The sequence below is a fragment of the Brevibacillus sp. MS2.2 genome (assembly GCF_013284345.1).
GTDB classification, from domain to species: Bacteria; Bacillota; Bacilli; order Brevibacillales; family Brevibacillaceae; genus Brevibacillus; species Brevibacillus brevis_C.
Window position 1 is genome coordinate 144,540 of sequence record NZ_JABSUZ010000004.1, and the last position, 21,616, is coordinate 166,155.

At 46.3% G+C, this 21,616-nt stretch carries 25 protein-coding genes; 13 read left to right on the top strand and 12 right to left on the bottom strand.

What is annotated here, in order from left to right:
- Positions 1 to 10: 10 nt before the first annotated feature.
- Genes HP568_RS05010 through HP568_RS05020 form a run of 3 tightly spaced genes read right to left on the bottom strand, consistent with a single transcriptional unit; the run spans position 11 to position 3,049 of the window.
- Positions 11 to 814: an alpha/beta hydrolase gene (locus HP568_RS05010; RefSeq protein WP_173628507.1), complete on the bottom strand. Its 804-nt coding sequence runs from the start codon at positions 812 to 814 to the stop codon at positions 11 to 13.
- Positions 811 to 1,812, bottom strand: a complete 1,002-nt coding sequence (locus tag HP568_RS05015; protein ID WP_173628508.1) for an ABC transporter substrate-binding protein — start codon at positions 1,810 to 1,812, stop codon at positions 811 to 813. Before HP568_RS05015 ends, HP568_RS05010 begins: the two co-directional genes overlap by 4 nt.
- Before the next feature lie 46 nt (positions 1,813 to 1,858).
- Positions 1,859 to 3,049: a helix-turn-helix domain-containing protein gene (locus tag HP568_RS05020; RefSeq protein ID WP_173628509.1), complete on the bottom strand. Its 1,191-nt coding sequence runs from the start codon at positions 3,047 to 3,049 to the stop codon at positions 1,859 to 1,861.
- An 824-nt stretch (positions 3,050 to 3,873) separates the two neighbouring features.
- On the opposite strand from HP568_RS05020, the gene HP568_RS05025 reads away from it, so the two are divergent.
- The gene (locus tag HP568_RS05025; protein ID WP_173628510.1) at positions 3,874 to 6,057 is read left to right on the top strand and encodes a KAP family P-loop NTPase fold protein; all 2,184 of its coding nucleotides are present in this window, start codon (positions 3,874 to 3,876) and stop codon (positions 6,055 to 6,057) included.
- Between the two features lie 615 nt (positions 6,058 to 6,672).
- Here HP568_RS05025 and HP568_RS05030 read toward each other — a convergent pair.
- Complete coding sequence (locus HP568_RS05030; protein ID WP_173628511.1) at positions 6,673 to 7,500, bottom strand: sulfurtransferase; 828 nt, start codon at positions 7,498 to 7,500, stop codon at positions 6,673 to 6,675.
- A 99-nt stretch (positions 7,501 to 7,599) separates the two neighbouring features.
- Here HP568_RS05030 and HP568_RS05035 point away from each other — a divergent pair, with 99 nt between their 5' ends.
- Complete coding sequence (locus HP568_RS05035) at positions 7,600 to 8,199, top strand: DUF502 domain-containing protein (RefSeq protein ID WP_173628512.1); 600 nt, start codon at positions 7,600 to 7,602, stop codon at positions 8,197 to 8,199.
- Positions 8,200 to 8,363: 164 nt separating this feature from the next.
- Here the strand turns inward: HP568_RS05035 and HP568_RS05040 are convergent, their stop codons facing one another.
- Together HP568_RS05040 and HP568_RS05045 are read right to left on the bottom strand one after the other, a co-directional pair.
- Positions 8,364 to 8,606 carry a hypothetical protein gene (locus HP568_RS05040; protein WP_007724492.1) on the bottom strand — a complete coding sequence of 81 codons (243 nt, stop codon included), beginning with the start codon at positions 8,604 to 8,606 and terminating at the stop codon, positions 8,364 to 8,366.
- A gap of 65 nt (positions 8,607 to 8,671) precedes the next feature.
- A complete protein-coding gene (locus HP568_RS05045; protein WP_048032447.1) occupies positions 8,672 to 9,115 on the bottom strand; it encodes a DUF2621 domain-containing protein in 444 nt (147 codons plus the stop codon).
- Between the two features lie 167 nt (positions 9,116 to 9,282).
- Between HP568_RS05045 and HP568_RS05050 the strand changes: the two genes are divergently transcribed.
- From HP568_RS05050 to HP568_RS05060, 3 genes are all read left to right on the top strand, one after another.
- On the top strand, positions 9,283 to 9,657 hold the full coding sequence (locus HP568_RS05050; protein WP_048032448.1) for a hypothetical protein: 375 nt from the start codon (positions 9,283 to 9,285) through the stop codon (positions 9,655 to 9,657).
- 54 nt (positions 9,658 to 9,711) lie between these two features.
- Positions 9,712 to 10,671 carry a tetratricopeptide repeat protein gene (locus HP568_RS05055; RefSeq protein WP_048032449.1) on the top strand — a complete coding sequence of 320 codons (960 nt, stop codon included), beginning with the start codon at positions 9,712 to 9,714 and terminating at the stop codon, positions 10,669 to 10,671.
- A 65-nt stretch (positions 10,672 to 10,736) separates the two neighbouring features.
- A complete protein-coding gene (locus HP568_RS05060; RefSeq protein WP_048032450.1) occupies positions 10,737 to 11,123 on the top strand; it encodes a VOC family protein in 387 nt (128 codons plus the stop codon).
- 80 nt (positions 11,124 to 11,203) lie between these two features.
- Here the strand turns inward: HP568_RS05060 and HP568_RS05065 are convergent, their stop codons facing one another.
- The 3 genes from HP568_RS05065 to HP568_RS05075 are packed head-to-tail and all read right to left on the bottom strand — an operon-like array spanning position 11,204 to position 13,793.
- Positions 11,204 to 12,010: an ABC transporter permease gene (locus HP568_RS05065; protein ID WP_048032451.1), complete on the bottom strand. Its 807-nt coding sequence runs from the start codon at positions 12,008 to 12,010 to the stop codon at positions 11,204 to 11,206.
- Positions 11,991 to 12,794 carry an ABC transporter ATP-binding protein gene (locus tag HP568_RS05070; protein WP_173628513.1) on the bottom strand — a complete coding sequence of 268 codons (804 nt, stop codon included), beginning with the start codon at positions 12,792 to 12,794 and terminating at the stop codon, positions 11,991 to 11,993. Before HP568_RS05070 ends, HP568_RS05065 begins: the two co-directional genes overlap by 20 nt.
- A gap of 6 nt (positions 12,795 to 12,800) precedes the next feature.
- Positions 12,801 to 13,793: an ABC transporter substrate-binding protein gene (locus HP568_RS05075; protein ID WP_048032453.1), complete on the bottom strand. Its 993-nt coding sequence runs from the start codon at positions 13,791 to 13,793 to the stop codon at positions 12,801 to 12,803.
- Between the two features lie 126 nt (positions 13,794 to 13,919).
- Between HP568_RS05075 and rnz the strand changes: the two genes are divergently transcribed.
- From rnz to HP568_RS05095, 4 genes are all read left to right on the top strand, one after another.
- Positions 13,920 to 14,876 carry a ribonuclease Z gene (gene rnz / locus HP568_RS05080; RefSeq protein ID WP_056493795.1) on the top strand — a complete coding sequence of 319 codons (957 nt, stop codon included), beginning with the start codon at positions 13,920 to 13,922 and terminating at the stop codon, positions 14,874 to 14,876.
- 43 nt (positions 14,877 to 14,919) lie between these two features.
- The gene (locus tag HP568_RS05085; RefSeq protein ID WP_048032455.1) at positions 14,920 to 15,144 is read left to right on the top strand and encodes a hypothetical protein; all 225 of its coding nucleotides are present in this window, start codon (positions 14,920 to 14,922) and stop codon (positions 15,142 to 15,144) included.
- Between the two features lie 26 nt (positions 15,145 to 15,170).
- Complete coding sequence (locus tag HP568_RS05090; RefSeq protein WP_082195909.1) at positions 15,171 to 15,827, top strand: YczE/YyaS/YitT family protein; 657 nt, start codon at positions 15,171 to 15,173, stop codon at positions 15,825 to 15,827.
- A gap of 127 nt (positions 15,828 to 15,954) precedes the next feature.
- On the top strand, positions 15,955 to 16,044 hold the full coding sequence (locus HP568_RS05095) for a YjcZ family sporulation protein (RefSeq protein WP_100169674.1): 90 nt from the start codon (positions 15,955 to 15,957) through the stop codon (positions 16,042 to 16,044).
- 108 nt (positions 16,045 to 16,152) lie between these two features.
- Here the strand turns inward: HP568_RS05095 and HP568_RS05100 are convergent, their stop codons facing one another.
- Positions 16,153 to 16,425 (bottom strand): stage VI sporulation protein F, encoded by a 273-nt coding sequence (locus HP568_RS05100; protein ID WP_048032456.1) that lies wholly within the window; start codon positions 16,423 to 16,425, stop codon positions 16,153 to 16,155.
- A gap of 187 nt (positions 16,426 to 16,612) precedes the next feature.
- Here HP568_RS05100 and HP568_RS05105 point away from each other — a divergent pair, with 187 nt between their 5' ends.
- On the top strand, positions 16,613 to 17,545 hold the full coding sequence (locus tag HP568_RS05105) for a S8 family peptidase (protein ID WP_048032457.1): 933 nt from the start codon (positions 16,613 to 16,615) through the stop codon (positions 17,543 to 17,545).
- Positions 17,546 to 17,603: 58 nt separating this feature from the next.
- Here the strand turns inward: HP568_RS05105 and HP568_RS05110 are convergent, their stop codons facing one another.
- The gene (locus tag HP568_RS05110; RefSeq protein ID WP_048032458.1) at positions 17,604 to 17,930 is read right to left on the bottom strand and encodes a hypothetical protein; all 327 of its coding nucleotides are present in this window, start codon (positions 17,928 to 17,930) and stop codon (positions 17,604 to 17,606) included.
- Positions 17,931 to 17,999: 69 nt separating this feature from the next.
- Between HP568_RS05110 and HP568_RS05115 the strand changes: the two genes are divergently transcribed.
- Together HP568_RS05115 and HP568_RS05120 are read left to right on the top strand one after the other, a co-directional pair.
- A complete protein-coding gene (locus tag HP568_RS05115) occupies positions 18,000 to 18,452 on the top strand; it encodes a YaiI/YqxD family protein (protein ID WP_048035779.1) in 453 nt (150 codons plus the stop codon).
- Complete coding sequence (locus HP568_RS05120; protein WP_173628514.1) at positions 18,449 to 19,117, top strand: phosphatase PAP2 family protein; 669 nt, start codon at positions 18,449 to 18,451, stop codon at positions 19,115 to 19,117. The genes HP568_RS05115 and HP568_RS05120 overlap by 4 nt, the downstream gene beginning before the upstream one ends.
- A gap of 8 nt (positions 19,118 to 19,125) precedes the next feature.
- On the opposite strand, the gene HP568_RS05125 is transcribed toward HP568_RS05120, so the two are convergent.
- On the bottom strand, positions 19,126 to 20,007 hold the full coding sequence (locus tag HP568_RS05125; RefSeq protein WP_017247917.1) for a LysR family transcriptional regulator: 882 nt from the start codon (positions 20,005 to 20,007) through the stop codon (positions 19,126 to 19,128).
- A gap of 133 nt (positions 20,008 to 20,140) precedes the next feature.
- Here HP568_RS05125 and HP568_RS05130 point away from each other — a divergent pair, with 133 nt between their 5' ends.
- The gene (locus HP568_RS05130) at positions 20,141 to 21,358 is read left to right on the top strand and encodes an MDR family MFS transporter (protein ID WP_173628568.1); all 1,218 of its coding nucleotides are present in this window, start codon (positions 20,141 to 20,143) and stop codon (positions 21,356 to 21,358) included.
- The last annotated feature ends 258 nt before the right edge of the window (positions 21,359 to 21,616 follow it).

Below are 21,616 nucleotides of genomic sequence, written 5' to 3' on the forward strand. Positions count from 1 at the left end.
TATCAGAAGGCTAATCCGTAAGCACAAACCGCACAAGTCTATTAATAGCGGAAGGCAGCACGCTTACGTGGCCCTCATCTTCGAATTTGATGTAGCTCACTTGAACACCTTTGGAAACGAGTGGTTCCATGCGCTCGACGACCCGTTGTGCACCCTCGACCATGAAGGAAAGCTCATCACCGCCAACAATGACCAGCAGCTTTCGTTCGTAATCCCCTTTCCATTGGGCGATGAAGCGCTCTTGTTCCCTCAAAACCTCGTCGTTGCCCCACCAGATGGAAGGGCTGCCTGATACGATGTGAGTAAATAGCTTCGGACGCGAGAACATCGCATACAGTGTGAAATGACCACCCAAGGAGTGGCCGAAAATCGCCTGTTTGTTCAGATTTATTTTCCACTCGGAAGAAATAGCTGGCATTAGCTGCTGTTCAAGGAAATCGAGGAACAAATCAACTCCGCCATGCTCTGGCCACGGCTGCCCATTTGGTCGGTCAGGAAGCGTAGCTGCGTCCACAGGCATGGTCAGATCATAACAACGGCGGTCCATGTCAAAGGGGAGACGTGATGGATAGCCGATTCCTACAACAATGGCTGGGTTGAAGCCCTTGGGCTTACGGGTTTGCACCTTCACTGTCTCGGCAATCGTTCCAAACATCGCATCGCCATCCACAGCATAAATAACCGCATACCCTTCAGGAGGGGCCTCAGCTTCCGGAATCGCAATCATAATCCGATAGTCACGACCTTGGCTTGATTGCAGTGACCAGTCTACACAATTACGAGGGGAGTAGCTGTTTTTCTCTATGATTCTCATTTTGCAATCAATCCTTTCACATCGTCAATGACTTTCCTATGTGCGATCAGGCCGCCACTTAACCAGTGATCTCCCTCTACTTTAAACGTACGACCGTTCTTCACAGCCTCCATGCTTTTCCACACAGGACTCTCTGTCAAATCTTTCTCGAACGTATCCCCCGTATTAGCGTCATTGATGAGGAAAATATAGTCCGCATCCAAATCAGGCAAGCTCTCTAGTGATAAATGAATGTCACCGCCGGATACAACCTGGCTCGGCAAAAAGCCTAGCTCATTGGTAAGTACGTATCCACTGAAGAAATCGTATTTGATGAAGAACATCCCTCTGCCATTGAAGCGAATAATCGCTGCTTTTTTGCCTTGGATATGGGGGGCCAGCTCCTTTTTGGCTGACTCGACATGCTCCTTATATTTCTGCAAAGCTTCTTCAGCTTCCGCCGACTTGCCCAACAGATCGCCAACCACCCGTACGGAAGATTCCAGATCAGCATTTGCTTGCTTGAACACATACGTCGGAGCAATCATCTTATATTTATCATACACGCCGCTTTCGATATGGTTGGCATTGTGCAAGAGGATGAGATCTGGCTCATGGGCCATAAGCGCTTCCGGCTCTGGAGGCAATCCACCTGCGAAGGTAATGGATGGAACATCTTTTAGCTGATCTTGCAAATACATTTTTGGTCTTGCGCCAGTTGACCACTGCACGACCGGAGCAACGCCTAATGCGACCAATGTATCTTCCAGATTGGGAGCGAATATTTTGGTAGGTGCGGCTGGTAATGTCACCTCGTTACCCATTTCATCTTTTAGTACCCGCGGGTAGGCAGGTTGTTCAGAAGAGCCTTTTGTCGATCCTTCAGCACTCTCAGTGGTAGACGAATTGGCCTTCTGCGTCACTGCCTCACTGCTTGCGTTGTTCCCGCATCCTGTTGAAAGTCCAGCAACGAGCATCGTCGAGGTCAGCATTAGCGCAAGGCTAGTTTTCTTTGTCATACTCGTGGAATCCCCTCTCGATGATAATGTTTCTCACTGGAAAACATTATAATTCACACAAGAAGGGGGCTCCATGGACAACACCTTGAATTGCATTTGGACTTTTCCCCGTTACCATCAGCACCATCTCATCCAGCATGCGGTTCATGGCAACCGGTGAATACTCGTACCACGGATTAGAAGGCAAGGGGTAGAGATAGCCATTTTGAACAGCGCGAAGTCCTCTCCAAAGCGAATGATGTTGTAGTGTCAGCCAGCTTAGGCGTGTCGATTCATCCAGACAAACGAACAACAGGATTCGCTCCGGGTCTAAGCTCGCAAGCTGCTCGAGCGTGATGGGCTGATTGCAAGGCTCCGTTTCCTCTTCTACAAGAAAAAGCTGCAAATCATCGCACAGAAGCTCCTTCATTCCCTTGTTGTTGTAGAGATGGATACCATCCCGATAAAGTCGAATGATCGCAAATTTATCTTGCTTGAGCACGGACAAAAGCTCTGCGCGAGCGTCAGCAGCCTTCGCTTCATAAAAAGCGATCCAGGAGTCACCAGCAGCTTCTTTGCCCGTGTAACTGGCAACTTCACGTAATTGATCTCTCCAGTCAGAAGATTGGAGGGTCAAGACGTCTATGGCGTGTGCGGACAAGCGTTGCCTAGTAGTTTCGGGAAGTTCTCTGTGGCTAATGACAACATCCGGTTTGGCAGCCAAAAGCATCATTTCCTGTTCGCCATCGTTCCGTGTTGTTTCGACCGCTTTTAGATGAACGGCAATTCGCTGCTGATACTGCTGATAATAGTAGGGGGTCCACTTCGCATCCAAAGGAGCAGCGACTGGTATAATCCCCAGTACCATTAGATGACCCAACAGGGAAGGGGAGTAAACGGCAACTTTGCGTTCGGAAGCTCTTTCATACGCAGACGGGGATACACCCACTTCCTTCTTGAACTTCCGACTAAAGTAAAACTCATCGCTATACCCGATTGTTTTCGCAATATCCCGCAGCTTCATATCCGTCTCGCGTAACAATCGTTTGGCATGATTGATACGCAGACTCGTTACATAATCCATGACACTTTGTCCGTAAGCCTTCCTGAACGAATCACCAAAATAGCTCGGACTCAAGTTCGCCATCGCTGCCAACGTAGTTACGTTTAATGGACGATCGAAGTTACAGATCATATATGAGCGAACCTCGTGGAGTGACATATGACGACTAGGCTCGTATTCTTCGTTATGCTTCATGAATCCATCCACCTTTTCAGGCAAGTGCTAATACTTTTGATAATGATAATTATTATCTATGAATAATAGCGAAAATGATAGTGGAAGAAAAATAAGGCGACCTTTCCCGAGTTAATAGGGTAGTGACCGCCGCTTAATTAGAAATTACTCTTCGTTCGTAGCGAACGGATTCTCTTGACACGATCTCCAGCCTTCTCGAATACAGAGTGATTGCTAGCGAGTTAGAAAAAAACATGGATATGAAGGCACCTAAGGAACTAATTACTAGTTCAACATTATCTTCAAACAAAGCAAACTTACTGAAGTTAGCTATAAGACTAGATGTTGATCTTGATAAAGACGTTTCTTTAGATGCCGCTACTTAATTGATTGTCGAATCTGTTGTAGGTACAAAAATAAGGTCATTGTCCATAATAAAGAAAATTTGGTATCTTATACTCAACTTGTGGTCCACTACATATGAGTCGCCAAATTTTGGCGGCTTTTTACATCCATATTGAGAGGAGCAATTTATATAAGAAGTCAAGATCAACTACGTGAACGAATGACTTTGCTGTGACTCCAGTCGACATTACAATATTTATAAAGAATCAAACTTATGCCCTGCAAAAATTGAACGCTACAGAAATTACAACTTGTTTCGAGGGTATACAAAAGCTATAACGATTGAATTATTGGCAGCAATTTCTTTTTGCTGAAAAAAGGGAGTAAGGGAGACTATTAAACCGTTATGACCAAATGTTAATAGTTACCGTAAGTATCCCCTATGCTTTATTATATTTATAGGCATTGATCCAAATATGATGAAAAGGTGGTAAAAAAGTATGGCTGAGCCAGTAGATGCTTATTCATCTGATGCGCCGATTAAACATCCAGATAGTGATGTATTTAAGAGATGGCCATTTGCTCAACGTGTTGCTCAAGTCATAGCAACAAGAAGGGATAGAAGCAGTATCGTAATTGGTATCAATGGTGCGTGGGGGGAGGGAAAGACATCTGTATTAAATTTTATACAACACGAATTAAGCCAGCATCCGCATGTTGTTTGTATTAAATTTAACCCTTGGAGATTTGGTGACGAAGAACAATTGCTGAAAGGATTCTTCTTTGATTTGGCAAGCAGCATTGATAGATCATTGTCAACATCCGTTGAAAAAGTCGGCGATCTGATAAAGCGCTTTGGAAAGCCATTTGCCTCGCTGACTGGACATGGAGAAGCTGTAGAGAATTTAGGTAATATGTTGAGTTCTGCTGATCTAGAGAATTTTCGAGAGAGAATTGAAAAGATTTTGGATGAGCAAGAACAGCGAGTAGTAATTCTTGTTGACGATATTGACAGGCTAGAAAAAAGTGAAATCCATGCAATATTCCGTTTGGTAAAACTTACTGCAGACTTTAAGAATACGGCTTATGTTCTAGCATTTGATCATGAGATGGTGGCAGCGGCACTGCAAGACCGTTATGGCTCTGGACAACAAAATGCCGGAAAAGCATTCTTGGAGAAAATAATACAAGTTCCCTTACAATTACCAGCAGTTGATAAGGTTTCATTACGTAAATACTGTTTTTCTGGCGTTGACGAAGCGTTATCACAAGCTGGTATTGTATTAAAGGAAGATGAGGTTCAGTTATTTGTACGAAATTTTACATATGGGTTAGAGGCAAGATTGAGCACTCCAAGACAGGCAAAACTATACGGTAATATACTTACATTTTCCCTCCCGATACTGAAAGGTGAGGTCAATAACGTAGATATAATGCTAATTGAAGGTGTGAGAGTGTTCTATCCAAAGTTGTATGATGTTATTCGCCGAAACACTTCTCTCTTTTTAAGTGTGAATAGGGATTACGGGTACGGACATAGAAACGAAGAACGGAAAGAAAAAGTTAAGCAACTTATCTCGAGTTCTTTGGTTGGTTTTTCTAATGATGATGTGAATTCAGTGCAAGAATTACTTTCATATTTATTTCCTCGATTACAGTCTATATATAGTAATACTCATTACGGTTCAGATTGGGAAAATTCGTGGGCAGCGGAAAAAAGAATATGCTCAAAGTCTTATGCAACTCGGTATTTTTCTTATACTGTTCCCCAGGATGATATTTCCGACCAGCAACTAGAGGAGTTTATTAGTAAAATAAATAGGATGAGTATAGATGAAGTTACACTTGGTATTGCTCAAATAGTCAATCACAGAAATGCAGAAGCAGTAATATCCAAGTTACGTCAACAAGCCTCGGATATCCCAGTGGAAACTTCAATAAAGTTAGCGCATGCTCTGGTTGTTTCCGCTCAACTATATCCCAATCCAGAAGCATTGTTTAGTTTTTTAACACCTTTTTCACGCTCCGCGATGCTAGTCGGTGATCTCGTTTCCAATATTGATAAAAAAGATGCTCGTCTATCTTTGGCTATCGAACTAGTTCTTTCAGCAGAACCCCTTACATTTGGTTTAGAATGCCTAAGGTGGTTTATCCGAGATAAGGAAGATAGTCCAAATCCACGAGGTTTTACTTCAGAAGACCTAGACGTGATTGGAAAAAGACTTGCAAGGCGAATTGGTGATTACAAAGGCGGGCCTGCTACGTTAATAAATGAGTTCCATTCTAAAGTTACTCCTCTTTTCAATATATGGAGGACGTATGGAGATGAAGGAGAGGTTAACACTAAGTTTCTTAGCTGGTTTGAAGAGAATCTGGAAAACGTAACTAAATTCTTATTATGTTATGTACCAACTGCTTGGGAGATGGAAAGTGGATTGTCCCACAAGGCTGATTTTGAAATTAATCAATATCAAGCAGTATCACAGGTAATTGATCCAGAGATAATTATTGCTTCACTTAAAAGAATATACAACGACTTGTTATTCGTTGAGCAGTATCCTATATTTACCGATACTCCTTTAGAACTTAAAACAGCACAGCAGTTTGTGTGGCTCCATAAAACTTCTCAACAAATGAGTGAAAATACAGAGGAGGAAGAATTTTTAATTGAAGAAGATAATTAATTAAAGCCTCGATTGAAAAAAGTTAGAAGAGATTATCTCTTGTCCCCTTAATCCCCTCCGTCACCGGAGCGGACCCGAACACTTTCAAAAATTGTGATAATAACTGGCAAAGTATGCTCCAGTTGACTACCACTTGCTGTTACAGCGGTAGCAGTCAACTGGAGTCGTAGCTAAGAAGCGGAGAAACAAGTTTTTGACATGCTGTCACCCGAAGCAACATGTACGAACCTAAAAAAAGACATAGTGACAACAGGTAGTCTGGAGATGGGATTAGATTTGGTAACAAAGTGACAAAAGTGAACCATGGAGAAGGAGCGAATGGAACTATCACCACAATGACAGCAAGTGGCTGTGAAATGAAGATTAAGAAAAGACATAGATCTATCTTCTTAAAAGCTAAGTACTCGTCCGTGTCCTTACAGGGATGGAGGATGATTTATGCCTTTGATCTTCGATTTTCAACAACCACCTGTCCCGACTGCCAAATTGTAATTGGCTCTGTTTTCATGTAATTGCATCCTCCAACTCCTATTTGGAAGCTGTTTAAAGAAAAGGCTCAAAGGGGGCGAAAGAGCAACCTATCACACCCCTGTATCCAAAGCGATATCTCCTCGCTTACTCTTCGCCGGTAGCTACCGGATTATCTGGATACGAGCTCCAATCACTCCAACTGCCCACATACAATTTCACATCTGTTCGACCAGCAGCATGGAAAGCAAGTAAATTGGAGCAAGCCGTCACGCCTGAACCACAATAGACGATCAATTCTTTGTCAGCATAAGGGGCGAGACGCTTTTGCAGCTCGTCTGCCGGAAGCATCGTCTGATCAGCAGTGAGGTTGTCCTTATAAAAGAAATTGTGCGCCCCGGGTATGTGACCTGCTTTTGCGTCGATCGGTTCGTTCTCGCCGCGGTAGCGTTCTGGTGCACGAGAATCGAGCAGTACAGTGTGCTCGCTGCGTTTTTTGACACCTTCCATGTCAACCAGCATGTCGTGGCGGACATGAGGGACGAACTGACGAGCTTGTACAGTAGGTACTTCTGCTGTTACCTCATAGCCAGCCTTTTTCCAAGCAGCGTATCCACCGTCGAGTACAGCTACCCGATCGTGACCAAGGTATCGCAGCAGCCACCATAGACGTCCTGCCATCGCCATTTCCTGATCATCGTAGGCGATGACAGTCGTGTTGGCATCGATTCCCGCATTTGAAAAATGGGCAGCCAGCAGATCCGTGTCTGGTAACGGATGACGCCCACCATGCTCGCTTTTGGAGCCAGAAAGGTCACGGTTCAGATGAAAGTAGAGGGCTTGCGGGATATGGTCCTTTGTGTATTCCTCTGCACCTGCTTCAGAAGCACTTAAAGCAAAACGACAATCGACGATCACCAAATTTTCATCGTTCAGATGATCCTTGAGCCATTGAGGTGTGACAAGTGCTTGCATCAATCTCCCTACTTTCTCTTTTTTTCTTCATCATAGCAGATGGCAATCTAATCAGGTACAATAATTACGGTAAGGTGGTTAGGAGAGAGGAGCAGAGAGATGAAGCGTTTCATCCGCTATTTTTTAGAGGGGTTATTGTTTGTCATTCCTTTGGCAGTGACGATTTATATTTTGTACTGGATATTCACGACAGTAGATAACTGGTTTTATCTGCTGGTCAACAACTGGTTTAATCTCCAAATTCCAGGGCTTGGCTTCCTCTTGACGATACTAGGCATCACGATTGTAGGTTTTCTGGCATCCAATGTGCTGACACGCGGAGTGCTTTCGCTCGTGTCCACCGTTTTCGAGAAAGTGCCGTTTATCAAACTCATTTATACGTCCATCAAGGATTTGATCGGAGCGTTTGTAGGGGAGAAGAAGAGCTTCGACAAGCCGGTGCTCGTGACGCTATCCAAGGATGGAAATGCGAAGGCCATTGGGTTTATTACAAAGGAAAGCCTTGATTCTTTTGGTCTCACAGGCCACGTAGCGGTCTATCTGCCACAGTCGTACAATTTTGCAGGAAATCTCTTGCTGTTTCCGAGTGATCAGGTACAACTGCTTGATACGGAAAGCTCAGAAGTCATGGCATTCCTGGTATCGGGTGGAGTATCCGGAGGGCCGCAAAACGTAAACAAAAAAAGCAGCGATGCGTAAATCATACAAACCTCCAACGCCACGAGTCTTGTGGTTTTGGAGGTTTGTTGCTTTCGTTTCTGTCCACCACTGCTTGATTTGCATGTAATTACAATCTAACCTCGATTTTTCCACATAAAAAAAGACACTCAAACGGGTTTGAGTGTCTTCTCATTTTCATTACGTTAACTGCTAAAAAATCCACTATGGCTGGAATATTTGCGACGATAGTGACGATGACCGTATGTTCGATGCCCCATCTTCCAAAAAGGGCGATATCGGTAATCGCTGCTGCTGTACTTGTGATAGCCACGTCCGGTCATTTTCCACAAGAACCGTGCGCCTTTCTTAAAGAGGACCGCCACAATGACAATCGCAACGATCAATATAACGAAACCGATCCCCAAAATCGTGAGTAGGACTGACATCCACATCGTCTCCTTGCCAAAAAGGTCTTACCCTTTTTTACGGATGACTCCACGGGAAGTTTCAATTATCCCTCGGCATTTAAATATTTCTCATAGGGCGTGTAATCGATTTCTTTGGATTTCAGGTGGGCAATGAGCCATTTATGGTCACGCTTGGGGGTAGCTACGATGTACCCCTTTACAATCAAATCTGTCGTAATGGTAGTTGCTTTCTCTTCCAGCGCGATCTGCCCGATTTTCGCTGCAATGGAACGTCTCGCAACATCACGAAACAACTGTGGCACAGGATCAACCAATTCATTGAGCAAGGTCAGACCCTCATCTGTCCAGAGTGCACGTGTCTGATCAATGAAATGATCTTGCCAATCCAAGTCGGATTTTCCGTCTTGCTTGGGCATGGACTTGAGAAATTTGCGGAACATGAAATACCCGCCAATCGCCATAAGACTTACGAGAACAATGGTCCAACCAACGATAAACAGGGAAAACCCTGTTGACATTTCACCCATACCTTGTACACCTCATTACCAATATCCATTCATTTGTAAAAATTGTACCTTATTTTGGTTCGAGCAACAAACTTTTTGTGTGTTTACCCATCCTTGGGGTTTGCTCTTCCCAAGAACACATACAATTTAGTATGATTAGAATTAATCTTTATTGGGAGTTGACGCTCATGTTCAAGCTTGGACAACGCGTCGTCATTGTTGCCGACTCCTTCGAGCAAGGTTTGCCTTTGGGTGAATATGGATACCTGATTGCTCGTGACCGCAATCCGGACAGCGCATTTTCCTGGGTTTTACGCATTCCGAAAATTGATAAGCATATCGCCGTTGTAGAAGAGGATATCGTCTTGGAGGAGCAATTGCTGGAGGAAGAAGCAAATCGCATCTCGCATGAGGCTTTGCTTGATTTTGCATTGGCGACAAGGAACGAAGCACTGTTTCGACAACTGATGGGCATGGAAGATGCAGAAGAGGCAAATGACGAACCCGCGAAGGAATCAATGGAGGAATTTATCCGTAAAGTAAATATCAAAGCATGGATCTAATTGGCGGTACAAGCATTTGAAACTTTTGTGAGGAACTGAAAGCGAGGCTGTTTCATGTCTGAATTTGTGACGTTTACCAATGAGTTCGGTCAAACCATCGATATGTCCCGAGAGGATTACCAGAAAAAAATCATTCCGCAAAATCTGGATAAGTACTGGGATGAAAAAGATAAGCTTCGCGATTTTGCGATGGAGTTGGTGAAGGGTCAATTTCATGAGCAAGCCGCTGTCGCTGCCGACAGGCTTCTCGAATTATACGGTCCAATCGAGTCTGCTCTCATTTTCCGTGCAGTCGTTCATATGCAGGCGAGAGAATTTGAAAGCGCTAAAAAAATTCTGACAGATTGTCTGGAACGATTCCCTTCCTCGGGTACGGCTTGCACCAATTTGGCAAAAATCTTCGCGTTTGAGGGAGATGAGCCAAAAGCGTTCGAGACCCTACATACAGGTCTGCACAAAGACCCGAATCAAGAAAATGGCTTGAACATGTTTGTTGAGAGCTTCTTGCAAAGAGGGAAGAAGGATGAGCTGAAAGCGCAGCTTGAGGCGCTGGCAAGTAAAGAAGGCGCTTGGAGACCACAATTGCAGTTGGCACGTGTTGCGTTGAATGAGGAGGATCTCCTGAATGCAATGAAATGGTACACGGTTGCGATTGAAGGAGCGAAAGATCGCTTTGAGGTTGTCATGACTGTAACAGGTGAATTGGGACAAGCGGGATATGTCTATCAGTTGATTCAGATTTGTGAAAAGTTCTGGACGCCACATTTCCCCTATCCGTATGCAGGCTTCAACTATGCCAACGCTCTGCTGGCGACCGATCAAATGGAAAAGGCAATCGTCATTCTGCGAAACATGCAAGAGCATTTACCAGATAACTACAAGCCTATGGTCGATCACTTCCTGAATCGAGTACCTGGAGCCCTCGAAGTGGAAGCAGCAGCCCAACAGAAAGTCGTCGAGAGCCAAATGGACGATTCGACGGCGAAGAAGAGCAAGTGGAAGTTTTGGAAGTAAATCGATAGATGTAGCGCCCGGCAATTCACTGTCGGGCGTTTTTCTGTAAAAAGGAGGACTGTGCGATGCTGCATCACGTGGAAGTGTATGTCTCTAATCTGGCACGCTCCAAAGATTTTTGGGGCTGGTTGTTGGAAGGAGAGCTGGGCTATACGCGCTATCAAGAATGGGCGAGCGGGGTAAGCTGGAAACAGAACGGTACCTATCTGGTTTTTGTCCAGGCAGAAGAGCGATTCCTCGACATTCCGTATCATCGTTGTCGAGTCGGTTTGAATCATCTGGCATTTTACGCACGGGATCGAGAACATGTGGAAAAGCTGCGGGAGGAAGCTGCTCGTCGCGGTATCTCTTTGCTCTATCAGGATCGGCATCCGCATGCTGGAGGCGAGGGACATTATGCTTTGTTTTTCGAGGACCCAGATAGAATGAAGGTCGAGATCGTCGCTCCCTAACCCCGACAGAACATATTGGTCCATGAAAAAACGGTGCAATCATCCCCGGTAGATGGTTGGCACCGTTTTTTAGAAGCCATCTATTTGAACTGGCTGGTGAGCCGCCGCTCTATATAGGCTACACCTTGATACATCAGGGTAGCGATAACCGCGATAATGGCTAAGCTCATCATGACCAGGGTGAAATTAAATACTTGGAACCCGTATATGATCAAATACCCCAAGCCTTGCTGGGATACGAGAAACTCTCCGACGATGACGCCTACCCACGAAAGTCCGACATTCACCTTCAGCGTTGCGAGAAGGGTTGGGATGGTAGCTGGCAAAATGACGAGCGTGAAGATTTGCCGTTTGCTCCCGCCGAGTGTTTGCACGACTTTGACGTAGTTTTGATTGACTTCCTTGAAGCTGGTATAGACGTTGATCGTGGTGATGATGATCGAGATCGCGCACCCCATCGCTATGACGGAGAGCAAACCTGGACCAAATCCGACGATGAAAACCGGACCGAGCGCTACTTTTGGCATACTGTTGGCAATCACGAGATAAGGCTCCAGTACGCGGGAGAGAAAAGGGGACCACCAAATGATCGTTGCCATGACGGTTCCCAGAATCGTTCCTAAGAGAAAGCCGATGATCGTTTCCCATACGGTCAAGCCGACATGCGGGAGAAGACTGCCATCTTGCAGCTGCAACCAAAATTGAGCCCAAATCTTGGAGGGATAGCTGAAGATGAGCGCATTAATGGTATTGGTTCGGGCCAATAGCTCCCATAAGCCGAGAAAAACGAGAAAGAGGAACAGTTGGGTGGCAAAGACGGAATAGCTCATACGCTTTTCTAGCTGTAAGTAGCGACGATGGACGGATTCAATTTCCTTTGGCTGCATCAGACACTACCTCCATCTCTTTCCACACGCGATGGAACAAGTCTTGGAATCCATCATGATTTCTGGCGTCGAATGGCAGAGCATCCCGGATCGGGGTGGGTACGACAATCTCATTGTTGATGCGTCCCGGGTTGCGTGAAAAGATATAGACGCGATCGCCCATCGCGATCGATTCGGAGAGATCATGTGTCACAAGGACTGCCGTTTTTTTATGCCGACGGAGCGTTGAAAAGATCAAGTCTTCGAGCTTGAGTTTGGTTTGGTAGTCCAAAGCCGAAAATGGTTCGTCAAGCAACAGCACATCAGGTTGACAGGCGAGTGTTCGGACGAGTGCAACCCGTTGCCGCATGCCGCCGGACAGTTGCAGGGGAGAGGATTTGCGCACATCAGACAGTTCCATTTCATCCAGCAGATGCAGCGCGTACTCCTCTGTTTCCTTGGAGCGGATGCCTTGGATATCGAGTCCGAGAAACACGTTATCTTCGATGGAGCGCCAATTGAACAAATAATCTTGCTGAAGCATGTAGCCAACTTGCCTTGACGTTCCGTTGACTTCTCTTCCGTCGATCCACACCTTGCCTGCTGTCGGCTTCTCAAGCCCTGCAATGAGTGAGAGCAGCGTCGTCTTTCCACAACCGCTGGGACCAACCAGACAAATGAATTCGCCTTCCTCCACGCGCAGGTTAATGTCTTGGACCGCCATGAACGCCCTGGTCGTGGATAAATAAAGATGGGTCACGTGGCCGAGTTCTATTTTTGCCGGCGTAGAAGAAATCTGCTTCATGACGGCCTATTTCCCTTCCTTGGATTGGGTAGCAAAAGTGGTGTTGACCAGCTTGTTGTAATCAGCACGTTGCTTTAATTCACCAGCGGAATCCATAATATCTTGTAGCTGGTTCCATTCCTTTTCGTCCAGTATGGGATCTGTCGCATAGGAGCCCTGTTCCAGGTAACGCTGTACAGCGGTCTCCAGAATCTTTGGATCGATTTGCTCGAAGTACTTGCCAATCACATCAGCCGTTTCTTTTGCACTGTGGCTGGCAACCCACTGTTGCCCTTTGTAGACCGCATTGGTAAACTTTTGGATAGCTGCTGCGTTGCTGTCGATATAGCTTTGTTTTGTCATGAAGACGGTATAAGGAACGGTTCCGCTCTCTTTGCCAAAAGAGGCGACGACATGGCCGATTCCTTCCTGTTCAAAGCGGGAGGCTTCCGGTTCAAAGAGCTGTACATACGCTCCGGTACCCGATGCGAAGGAAGACGCGATATTTTTGAATTCGATATTCTGAATGAGTTCCAGGTCGCCTTGCGGATTGATATGGTGCTTTTTGAGTACATACTCTCCGACCATTTGCGGCATGCCGCCTTTACGTTGACCCAAGAAGACACTGCCCTTTAGCTTGTCGAAAGTAAAGTCATCCATTTTGGTGCGGGAGACGAGGAAGGTACCGTCCGTCTGCGTGAGCTGCGCAAAGTTGACAACTGGATCGGCAGCTCCTTGCTGAGAGACGTAGATGCTGGTCTCGGAGCCGACAAGCGCTACCTCGATGCCGCCAGATAAGAGGGCCGACATCACTTTATCTCCGCCGGGTATGGTTGAGAGCTCCACTTCCAGACCCTCTTCCTTGAAAAATCCTTTTTCAAGTGCGACATATTGCGGGGCGTAAAACAAGGAACGAGTTACTTCACCAATTCTTATTTTTTCGGGAGTGCTGGAGCAGCCAGTCAAGACGGCTGTCATAACGAGAAAAGCGGCCAGCCCCAGCGCCAAAAATCGTTTCATGATTAGGAGTCCCTCCTTGCTAGGCTTTGTATGTTGTAGGCTATGCGCCCAGACAAAAAAGGGTGAATGCCTAGAGATAGAGACAGGCACATGATGAGGGAAGGCCACAAAGGAGATGGACATAGCGTGATCGTTACATTTTTAGGCACCGGATCAGGTGCACCCACTACGCGAAGAAACGTGAGCGGGATTGGCTTGCGATTTTTACAGGCAGGCAAGTGGTGGTTGTTTGACTGCGGAGAGGGGACTCAACACCAGCTACTGCGAGCACCGATGAAAATTAGTCAATTGGATAAAATCTTTATCACCCATCTGCATGGGGATCATCTGTATGGACTGATCGGACTGCTTGCGAGTCGGTCTTTGCGCAATACCGAACCGACTCCGTTAGAGCTGTACGGACCACCAGGGCTCGACCGATATTTTCGCGGTATCATGGAGGCAAGTCCGGTTCATTTACAATATCCTTTGGAAATAAAAATCGTCAGTGAGGGAGTAATCTACGAGGACGAAGAGATCGTGGTGAGCTGTCGAATGGCGAAGCATCGCGTGCCTTCGTTTGCTTATGCCGTGATGGAAAAGGAAAAGACAGGAGCATTTCAAGTAGAACTGGCAAAGCAAGCCGGGGTGCCGTCAGGGCCGTTATTTGGAGCCTTGAAGAGAGGAGAACAGGTCACACTTGAGGATGGTCGAGTGTTGGACGGCAAGGACTTCGTTGGAGAGCCGCAGCCAGGACGCAAAATCGTCTTCAGTGGAGATACGGAGCCGAGCCAAGCGGTTGTGGAACTGGCAAAAGGGGCAGATTTGCTCGTTCACGAAGCGACCTACGCCCATCATGACAAGGAGCTGGCGACCAGAAGCGGACATTCCACAGCACGCGAGGCGGCTCAAATTGCGAAAGACGCGGGCGTGAAAGAACTGTGTCTGACTCACTTTAGTCCACGTTATGAAGATGAGGACGGAGATTTTTCGATGGAGGATTTGTTGGCAGAAGCTCAGCAAATTTTTCCGGCGACCCAATTGGCTGATGATCTTGGCAGCATTTCTGTAAAGCGAGAGAGAAACGATGGGAGAAAGCCATAATCCCTGCTATAATGAATGATCACGATGGAGGAGGTGGGGGAGCATGAAGCGGATTACTTTTACAACACCAGAAGAACTCATTCAACATTGTCAGTCGGAAGAAGTCAGTCTCGTCGTCGAATATCGAGACGATGTGAACAAGCAGCGCCAGGTCATTTTGACGGGAGAGCAGCTTGCAGAGGCAAAAACTTACCTGGACTTCTCCAAATCCGAAGCGTATTACCGGAAGGACGGGCTTTTTTACGAAGTGATTGCAGGCTGGAAGTAAACCACATCGTCAGGAGATGAGCAGACGTGTCTGGCAGAGGGTTCAACAGGTCGATCGCAGTTCGCTACATGATGTTTGTACTGGGCTTGTTCGTTGGTGCATTCGGTACGGTACTGGCTATTAAAGCAAACCTTGGCGTAGCACCTTGGGAAACCTTTCACATCGGCCTGCAAAAAACATTTGGATTAACGATTGGCCTATGGTCTCAGATCGTAGGAGTCGTTGTCATTTTCGCCACGTATTTGGTGGCAAAAATCAAGCCTAATTTTGGAATGTTCTTAAATATGATTTGCTTTGGTGTTTTTCTCGATCTTATCTTATGGTTGGATTTTATTCCTGAGGTGCAATCAATCTGGGCGAGGCTCTTGATGTTTCTTACAGGCGTTGTTGTTTTGGCTGTCGGGATCGGGATGTATTTGTCTCCTTCTCTTGGAGCTGGTCCGCGTGACAGCTTCATGCTTGCGATGAACGAACGTCTTGGCTGGAGTATCCAGCGAGTCCGCCTTATCATAGAAGTAACCGTTTTACTTGCAGGCGCTGCTTTGGGCGGACCTGTGTCAATCGGCACGATACTAATCGCGCTATTAACGGGACCAATGATTCAACGGACGATTCCGTTTTGGCGTCAAGTTATGAGAAAGCAGTATGGTCTGCCAGACCCAGTTGAAAGACAAGCGAGCTAATCTCCACTCCATTTGCCAGTAACTGTGTAAAAAACGGGAAAAACGGTCTTGTATAGGCGATGGTCCAATCATCCTTGAGCATTCGCACATACAGTATGATTAGTTGCTGGCAAAGGAGGGAAAGCGAATGAGTCTGTTCAACGGAGGATTTGACGACTTTGCTTTAATACTGGTGTTGTTCGTATTGCTCGTTATCGTTGCTTGCTCTTGCGATTAACGAAAACACCGGGTAGCTTCGCCAGGAGGGAGAGCGATTTTTCGCTCTCTCTTTTGTTTTGCAAAAAAAGCTTCGCCATAGAGGGGCGAAGCCAAAGGGAGACCTATCTTATCCGAGGCGATCGTGTACTTGTTTTTTTACACTGGACATTTGCTGGTCGGATAATTTGACACCGACCGCCTTGCTGACTTTTTTTATTAGCTCGCTTAATTTCTTGTCGTCCTTCAAGTCTTTCATGGAGAAGTCTTTGGCCAGCGATCGTACATCACCCATCGTCCATTTTTTCTTGCTTTTCTTGTTAATGGATTTCAATAAATCACGTGGACTGCCCTTCGCTTTGAGCTTGACTTTTGCCTTTGCTTTTCCTTTTGCTTTTGCCATGATGCTTCGCTCCTTTCAAAAGAATACGCCTGCCCTATGCAGTTATATGGAAAAGCAAGGGAGTTCGCTTGGACAGATTCACGCCGCTATTCGCCTATTTTGCTCAACGTTGTGCAATGGCCCAAACCCATAGGGGGAGCCGTGACATAGGATGAGTCAGAACGATGCATGACAGGAGGCTAGTGGGTTGAAAATTGTCAGCTTTCATCGGGATACGCCGTTTACCGAGATACTGTCAGATTTGAAAACCAAGGTTCTGACTAAAACCGAGAGACTTCCATGGCGATGCTATGATGACCTTTCTTGCTTGTGTGTCAAACAAAAGATATTTGAGCAGCATGAGGAGCTTTTTCGAAGGTATAAAGCGATGGTGGAAGAGAACATTACCGTAAGCGTCCATGCGCAAGGGGAGGATGAAATCCCGTGGGGCGTTCAATATGTGGGAGCACAGAGATTGTGGCGAAAGGGGCGCGGAGCAGGCGTCAAGGTCGCTGTCATCGATACGGGAATCTCCCGCGATCACTTTGACTTGAAGGATCAAATAAAGGGCGGCATCCAGCTAGTGCGCGGCAAACAAAATGGACACGGGACACATGTCGCAGGGATTATCGTAGCTGAGATGAACCAAAGGGGTATTGTCGGAGTTTCTCCAGAGGCCCATTTGTATGACGTCCGTGCTTTTGATCATGAAGGTCAATCATCGTTGTCGACCATTTTGCAGGCCCTGCAATGGTCAATTGCCAATAAGATGGATGTGGTCAACATGAGCTTTGGCATGCCCCAGTATAGCGAAGCAATGGCGAGAGCAGTTAATCGGGCCCATCAGCAAGGAATCGTACTGGTAGCTTCGGCAGGCAACGGAGGGGGAGAAGCGGAGTATCCAGCGCGGTACGATGGTGTCTTAGGGGTTAGTGCGATTGATCAAACGGGAAAATTGGCATCGTTCAGTGCGAGAGGCAAGGGCGTAAATATGAAGGCACCCGGGGTTGATATTTTGTCTACGTGGCCGGGGAATCAGTTTAAAAAGCTGAATGGTACTTCGATGGCTGCCCCGCATATTGCAGGACTGAAGGCGTTAGAAATTGGTCGCAAGCGAAAAAAAAGCATAGCGTTCCTATAAAAAAACAGCTCCGCGGCTAAAAAAGAAGCCAAGGAGCTGTTGGATTTTCATAAACGAATTATTGATGGATTTTGGTGTCATGGTCTTGCTGGACGCGGAACCATATATTAAGATCGTTAATAACACTGGCCAATTCGTGGATCTCGCTGTTCAATTCGCAAGATCTTACGAAATTTTCTTCTTCGGACATTTGTTTGGTTTTTTCGATGATGACCTTCTCTACCCGGTGTATTTGATCCGGAATGGTCGCGCGGATTTCTTCCCATTCCAGCAACATATCCGCTCTTTCTACAGTCGAATAATCTTCCCATTCCAGATGCAGCACGGGAAGTCGTATACCTAGCCGTTCATCATGGATAAATTGATAGCGCAAAGGTGAACTCACTCCTCTCCACCTCCATCATACCAAAAATGAATCAGTACGGGGAGAGAAATACACTTGAAAGGAGCAACCATGTCAAAAGGACGTGTTCTTATCGATGCGGATGCTTGTCCGCGCCAGGCTCTCTTAACTGCCCAAGCATTGTGCAAGGAGCTCGACTGGATCTGTTTGACCTTTGCCAGCTATAATCATCAAATCGGCAACGCAAATCATGTAACAGTAGATGCCGGCCCACAAGCGGTAGATATGAAGCTGGCGAACGAAACGAGTTCAGGAGATGTCGTGGTGACGCAAGATATTGGTCTGGCAGCGCTCATTCTCGGGAAGAGAGCCCATGCAATGACACCGCACGGGATGGTTTTTGACCCGGAACGGATTGCGTTTCATTTGGAAGAACGAAATGAAAAAGCGAGATATCGGCGCGGGGGAGGTCGTACAAAGGGGCCTGCTGCTCGCACGCGTGAAGACGATCAGCGATTTGCTGAGTCCTTGCGCTTTTTGATGGAAAGAGGAGATCAACAATGAATCAGACAACGAGAAAAAATGGATATGTAGGCGGAGCACTAACGTTTGCTGTTCTTGCTACGATTATGTTTGCCCTCTACGTAGCGGGGAAAGTAGCAGGTATGGATCAAGCTGCCATCGCATTTGCGGAGGCGATCCGCTCGGAGATTGGGACCGCTTTTTTCCGATTGGTAACCAATCTGGGCGGAGGCATGTTCCTTGTACCAGTAGCGGTAATGATGATCGCTGTCCTGTACATAAAGAAATATCGAGTGGAGGCAATGTTTGTTCTCATTTCCCTCGGTGTCAGTGAAGTTGCAAATGAACTCTTAAAGCTGTTCTTTGCCAGACCTAGACCGAGTGGCGTCAATCTGATTGAGCTGCCGGAGTCCTTTTCGTTTCCGAGCGGTCATGCGATGATTGGACCAGCCTTTTATTGTATGGTTGCATTTTGGATTGCCCAATGGTTTGCGGAGAAAAGATGGTCGTCGCTCGTACAGCCTGCGGTTTTTATTTTCGTAGCATTGCTCGCGTTCAGCCGTGTGTACTTGGGCGTTCATTATGTAAGTGATGTGCTTACCGGCTTTTTCCTGTCGATGTGCTGGTATTTTCTCCTTCGTCTTGGCTATGAAGAATGGATGGGGAGACGAAGCACGGTCGTCGACCCCATACCGCATTCCAGATAAACGGCAAGCTAGGTGGAATATCCTAATTCACTCATTAAACTCAGCCATTTTTCTACGCTGGGTTTATTTTTTTTGTCCTTCGGCAAGACGATGTACGCCGAGCGTTTGGGAGGCTTATTGCCTGTTATGATCAGTTCCTTCAAGGTACCTGCCGCAAGCTCGGCTTTGACGGTAGAGCGTGTTAACAGGCTAACGCCGAGACCTTCTTTGATCAGATCGATGGCGAGCTCTGCTTTGTCTACTGTCAGCTTGGGGACGTAATTACGCGGCAGTGTCTGTCTAATCCACTCGTTAAAAGGAGGGCCCCAATTCATGTACAGCAGCGGCAGATTGCGCAGCTCGCGCGAATCGACGTGTGTAGATGCGGCAATGGGGCTCTCTGGACAGCAAACCAAGACAATTTCATCATCCCACGTTGGAATAACATCAAAATTGGGCAAGGATGGGGGGACGTACACAATTCCGATTTGAATCACGTTGTCCAGCAAATACTGGATGACATCGGACGAATGCCCTGTCTTGGTGCTGATCGCAATTTGTGGATACCGATAGTGGTATTCTTTCAAGATCGGCTCGAGGGTAGAAGTCCAGATCGCGTTTAAGCTGCCGATCGATAAATAATCTTCATAAGGCTGGAGTGAAGCGACTTCATTTAGCGCTTCATGGGACAGTTTGAGGATTCTCTCCGCATACGGTAAAAGGGTTAAACCCGCTTGGGTAATCTCAACACTTCTTTTATCACGAATGAAAAGAGGTTTGCCAACTTTTTCTTCCAGTTGCTTGATTCGCATTGTCACCGTAGACTGGACTAAGTGGAGCATTTCCGCAGCCTTGGTGAAATTTTTCGTTTGGGCCAATGTGTAGAAAGCGCGTAATTGTTCGAAGTCCATACAGTTGGAATCCCTCTTATCTAAATATTTGATTACCATATACAAAAATGTTCGTTTCCCAAATTATACCCTGTTCGCTAAGCTGGGGATATCCTTATTTCATGTGGCTATCGGGAGAGCGAGGGGTATGGGGATGAAGTGGGAATGGTGGCGAGAAACGCCCTTTTCAGTGAAGCTCTTGTTAAGCACATCTTTTATGATGAATATGGGTTTTTATGCATTAATCCCGTATCTCACTTTGTATTTAACGGGTAGTATCGGTTGGACACTGGCGATGGCAGGGATTGTCCTGAGTGTCAGACAGTTTTCCCAACAAGGTCTTGCCTTTTTAGGCGGTGTGATCGCGGATGCCTTCGGATACAAAGGGGCGATGTTCCTCGGATTGGGCGTACGTGCGATTGGTTTTGCGATGTTCGCTTTTTGTACTGAGACGTGGCACTTTTTTGTTGCCGCGATTCTTTCCGGTTTGGGTGGGGCGCTGTTTGAGCCTGCCTGCTCTGCTGCCTATGCGATTATTACACCTGAGGCGATCCGAAAAGAAGTATTCTCCCTTCGCAATGTGCTTGGCAATATTGCGGTTGTCGGTTCCCAAATCGTGGGGACAGCACTCTCGGCTATTGATTTTACGTACATTTCATTGTTTGCAGGGGCCGTCTTCGGAGTGAATGCCATCGTGATCTTCTTTTTATTCCCACCGATTCGCGCTACAAATACACGGCATAGTATATGGGAAAGCATGTCCTCGGTAGTGAAGGACAAGCTGTTTGTACGATATACCTTTATTTTGATGGGGTATTATTACTTAAATATGCAGGTATTTTTAACGATTCCGCTGTTTGTTGAGAATGTTACGCATAGCAAGGTGAATGTAGGGATCGTGCTTTCTGCGCTCTCGCTGTTTGTTATCTTATTTCAAATGAAAGTGACACAGTTGCTGGAGAGTTATCAGCAAAGGCTTACCTTGATTGGTATTGGGACGTTGTTTATGAGTGTGGGACTATTTTTGTTCACCTTTGCCGATTCATTGTGGCTCATTCTCTTGGATGTGTTCCTTTTTGCACTGGGCACTATGATTGCTGTTCCAAATTTGGTGGATGTCGTTCCTCGTTTTGCTCCCAAGGACTTGGTGGGCGCCTATTACGGCTTCAATGGGTATTCGATTGCCATCGGAGGTTCGTTCGGACAAATAGCCGGAGGATGGGTGTACGATGTAGGGCTGCGCTTGCAAACGCCGTGGCTGCCGTGGACCATTTGTTTGGTCTTCGGGTTTTGGGTGGCCTGGATGCTATATCGTATGGAACAACAAACCGGACAAATCGGGAATGATCTGAAGAAAATAGCTCGATCGTAAATATTTTTGGGCGAAATGAAACATTTTCCATCGTTCACACGTATATAACGATAGAGAAGATTGGCGCAAGAAAGTGAGGGAATTTTATGGAAGATATGAAAAAGCTAAAGCGCATGTTGCTTGTAACGAGTTCCCTTGGATTTGCAGTTTTTGCCATGGTAGTCGTTACGGAAATTGTCCGAATCTCATTGTAGCATTGCCAAGCCTATTGCATCGCATATAAAACAAGAAAAGCTTGCAGTCCCTTCTTGAAGGGGG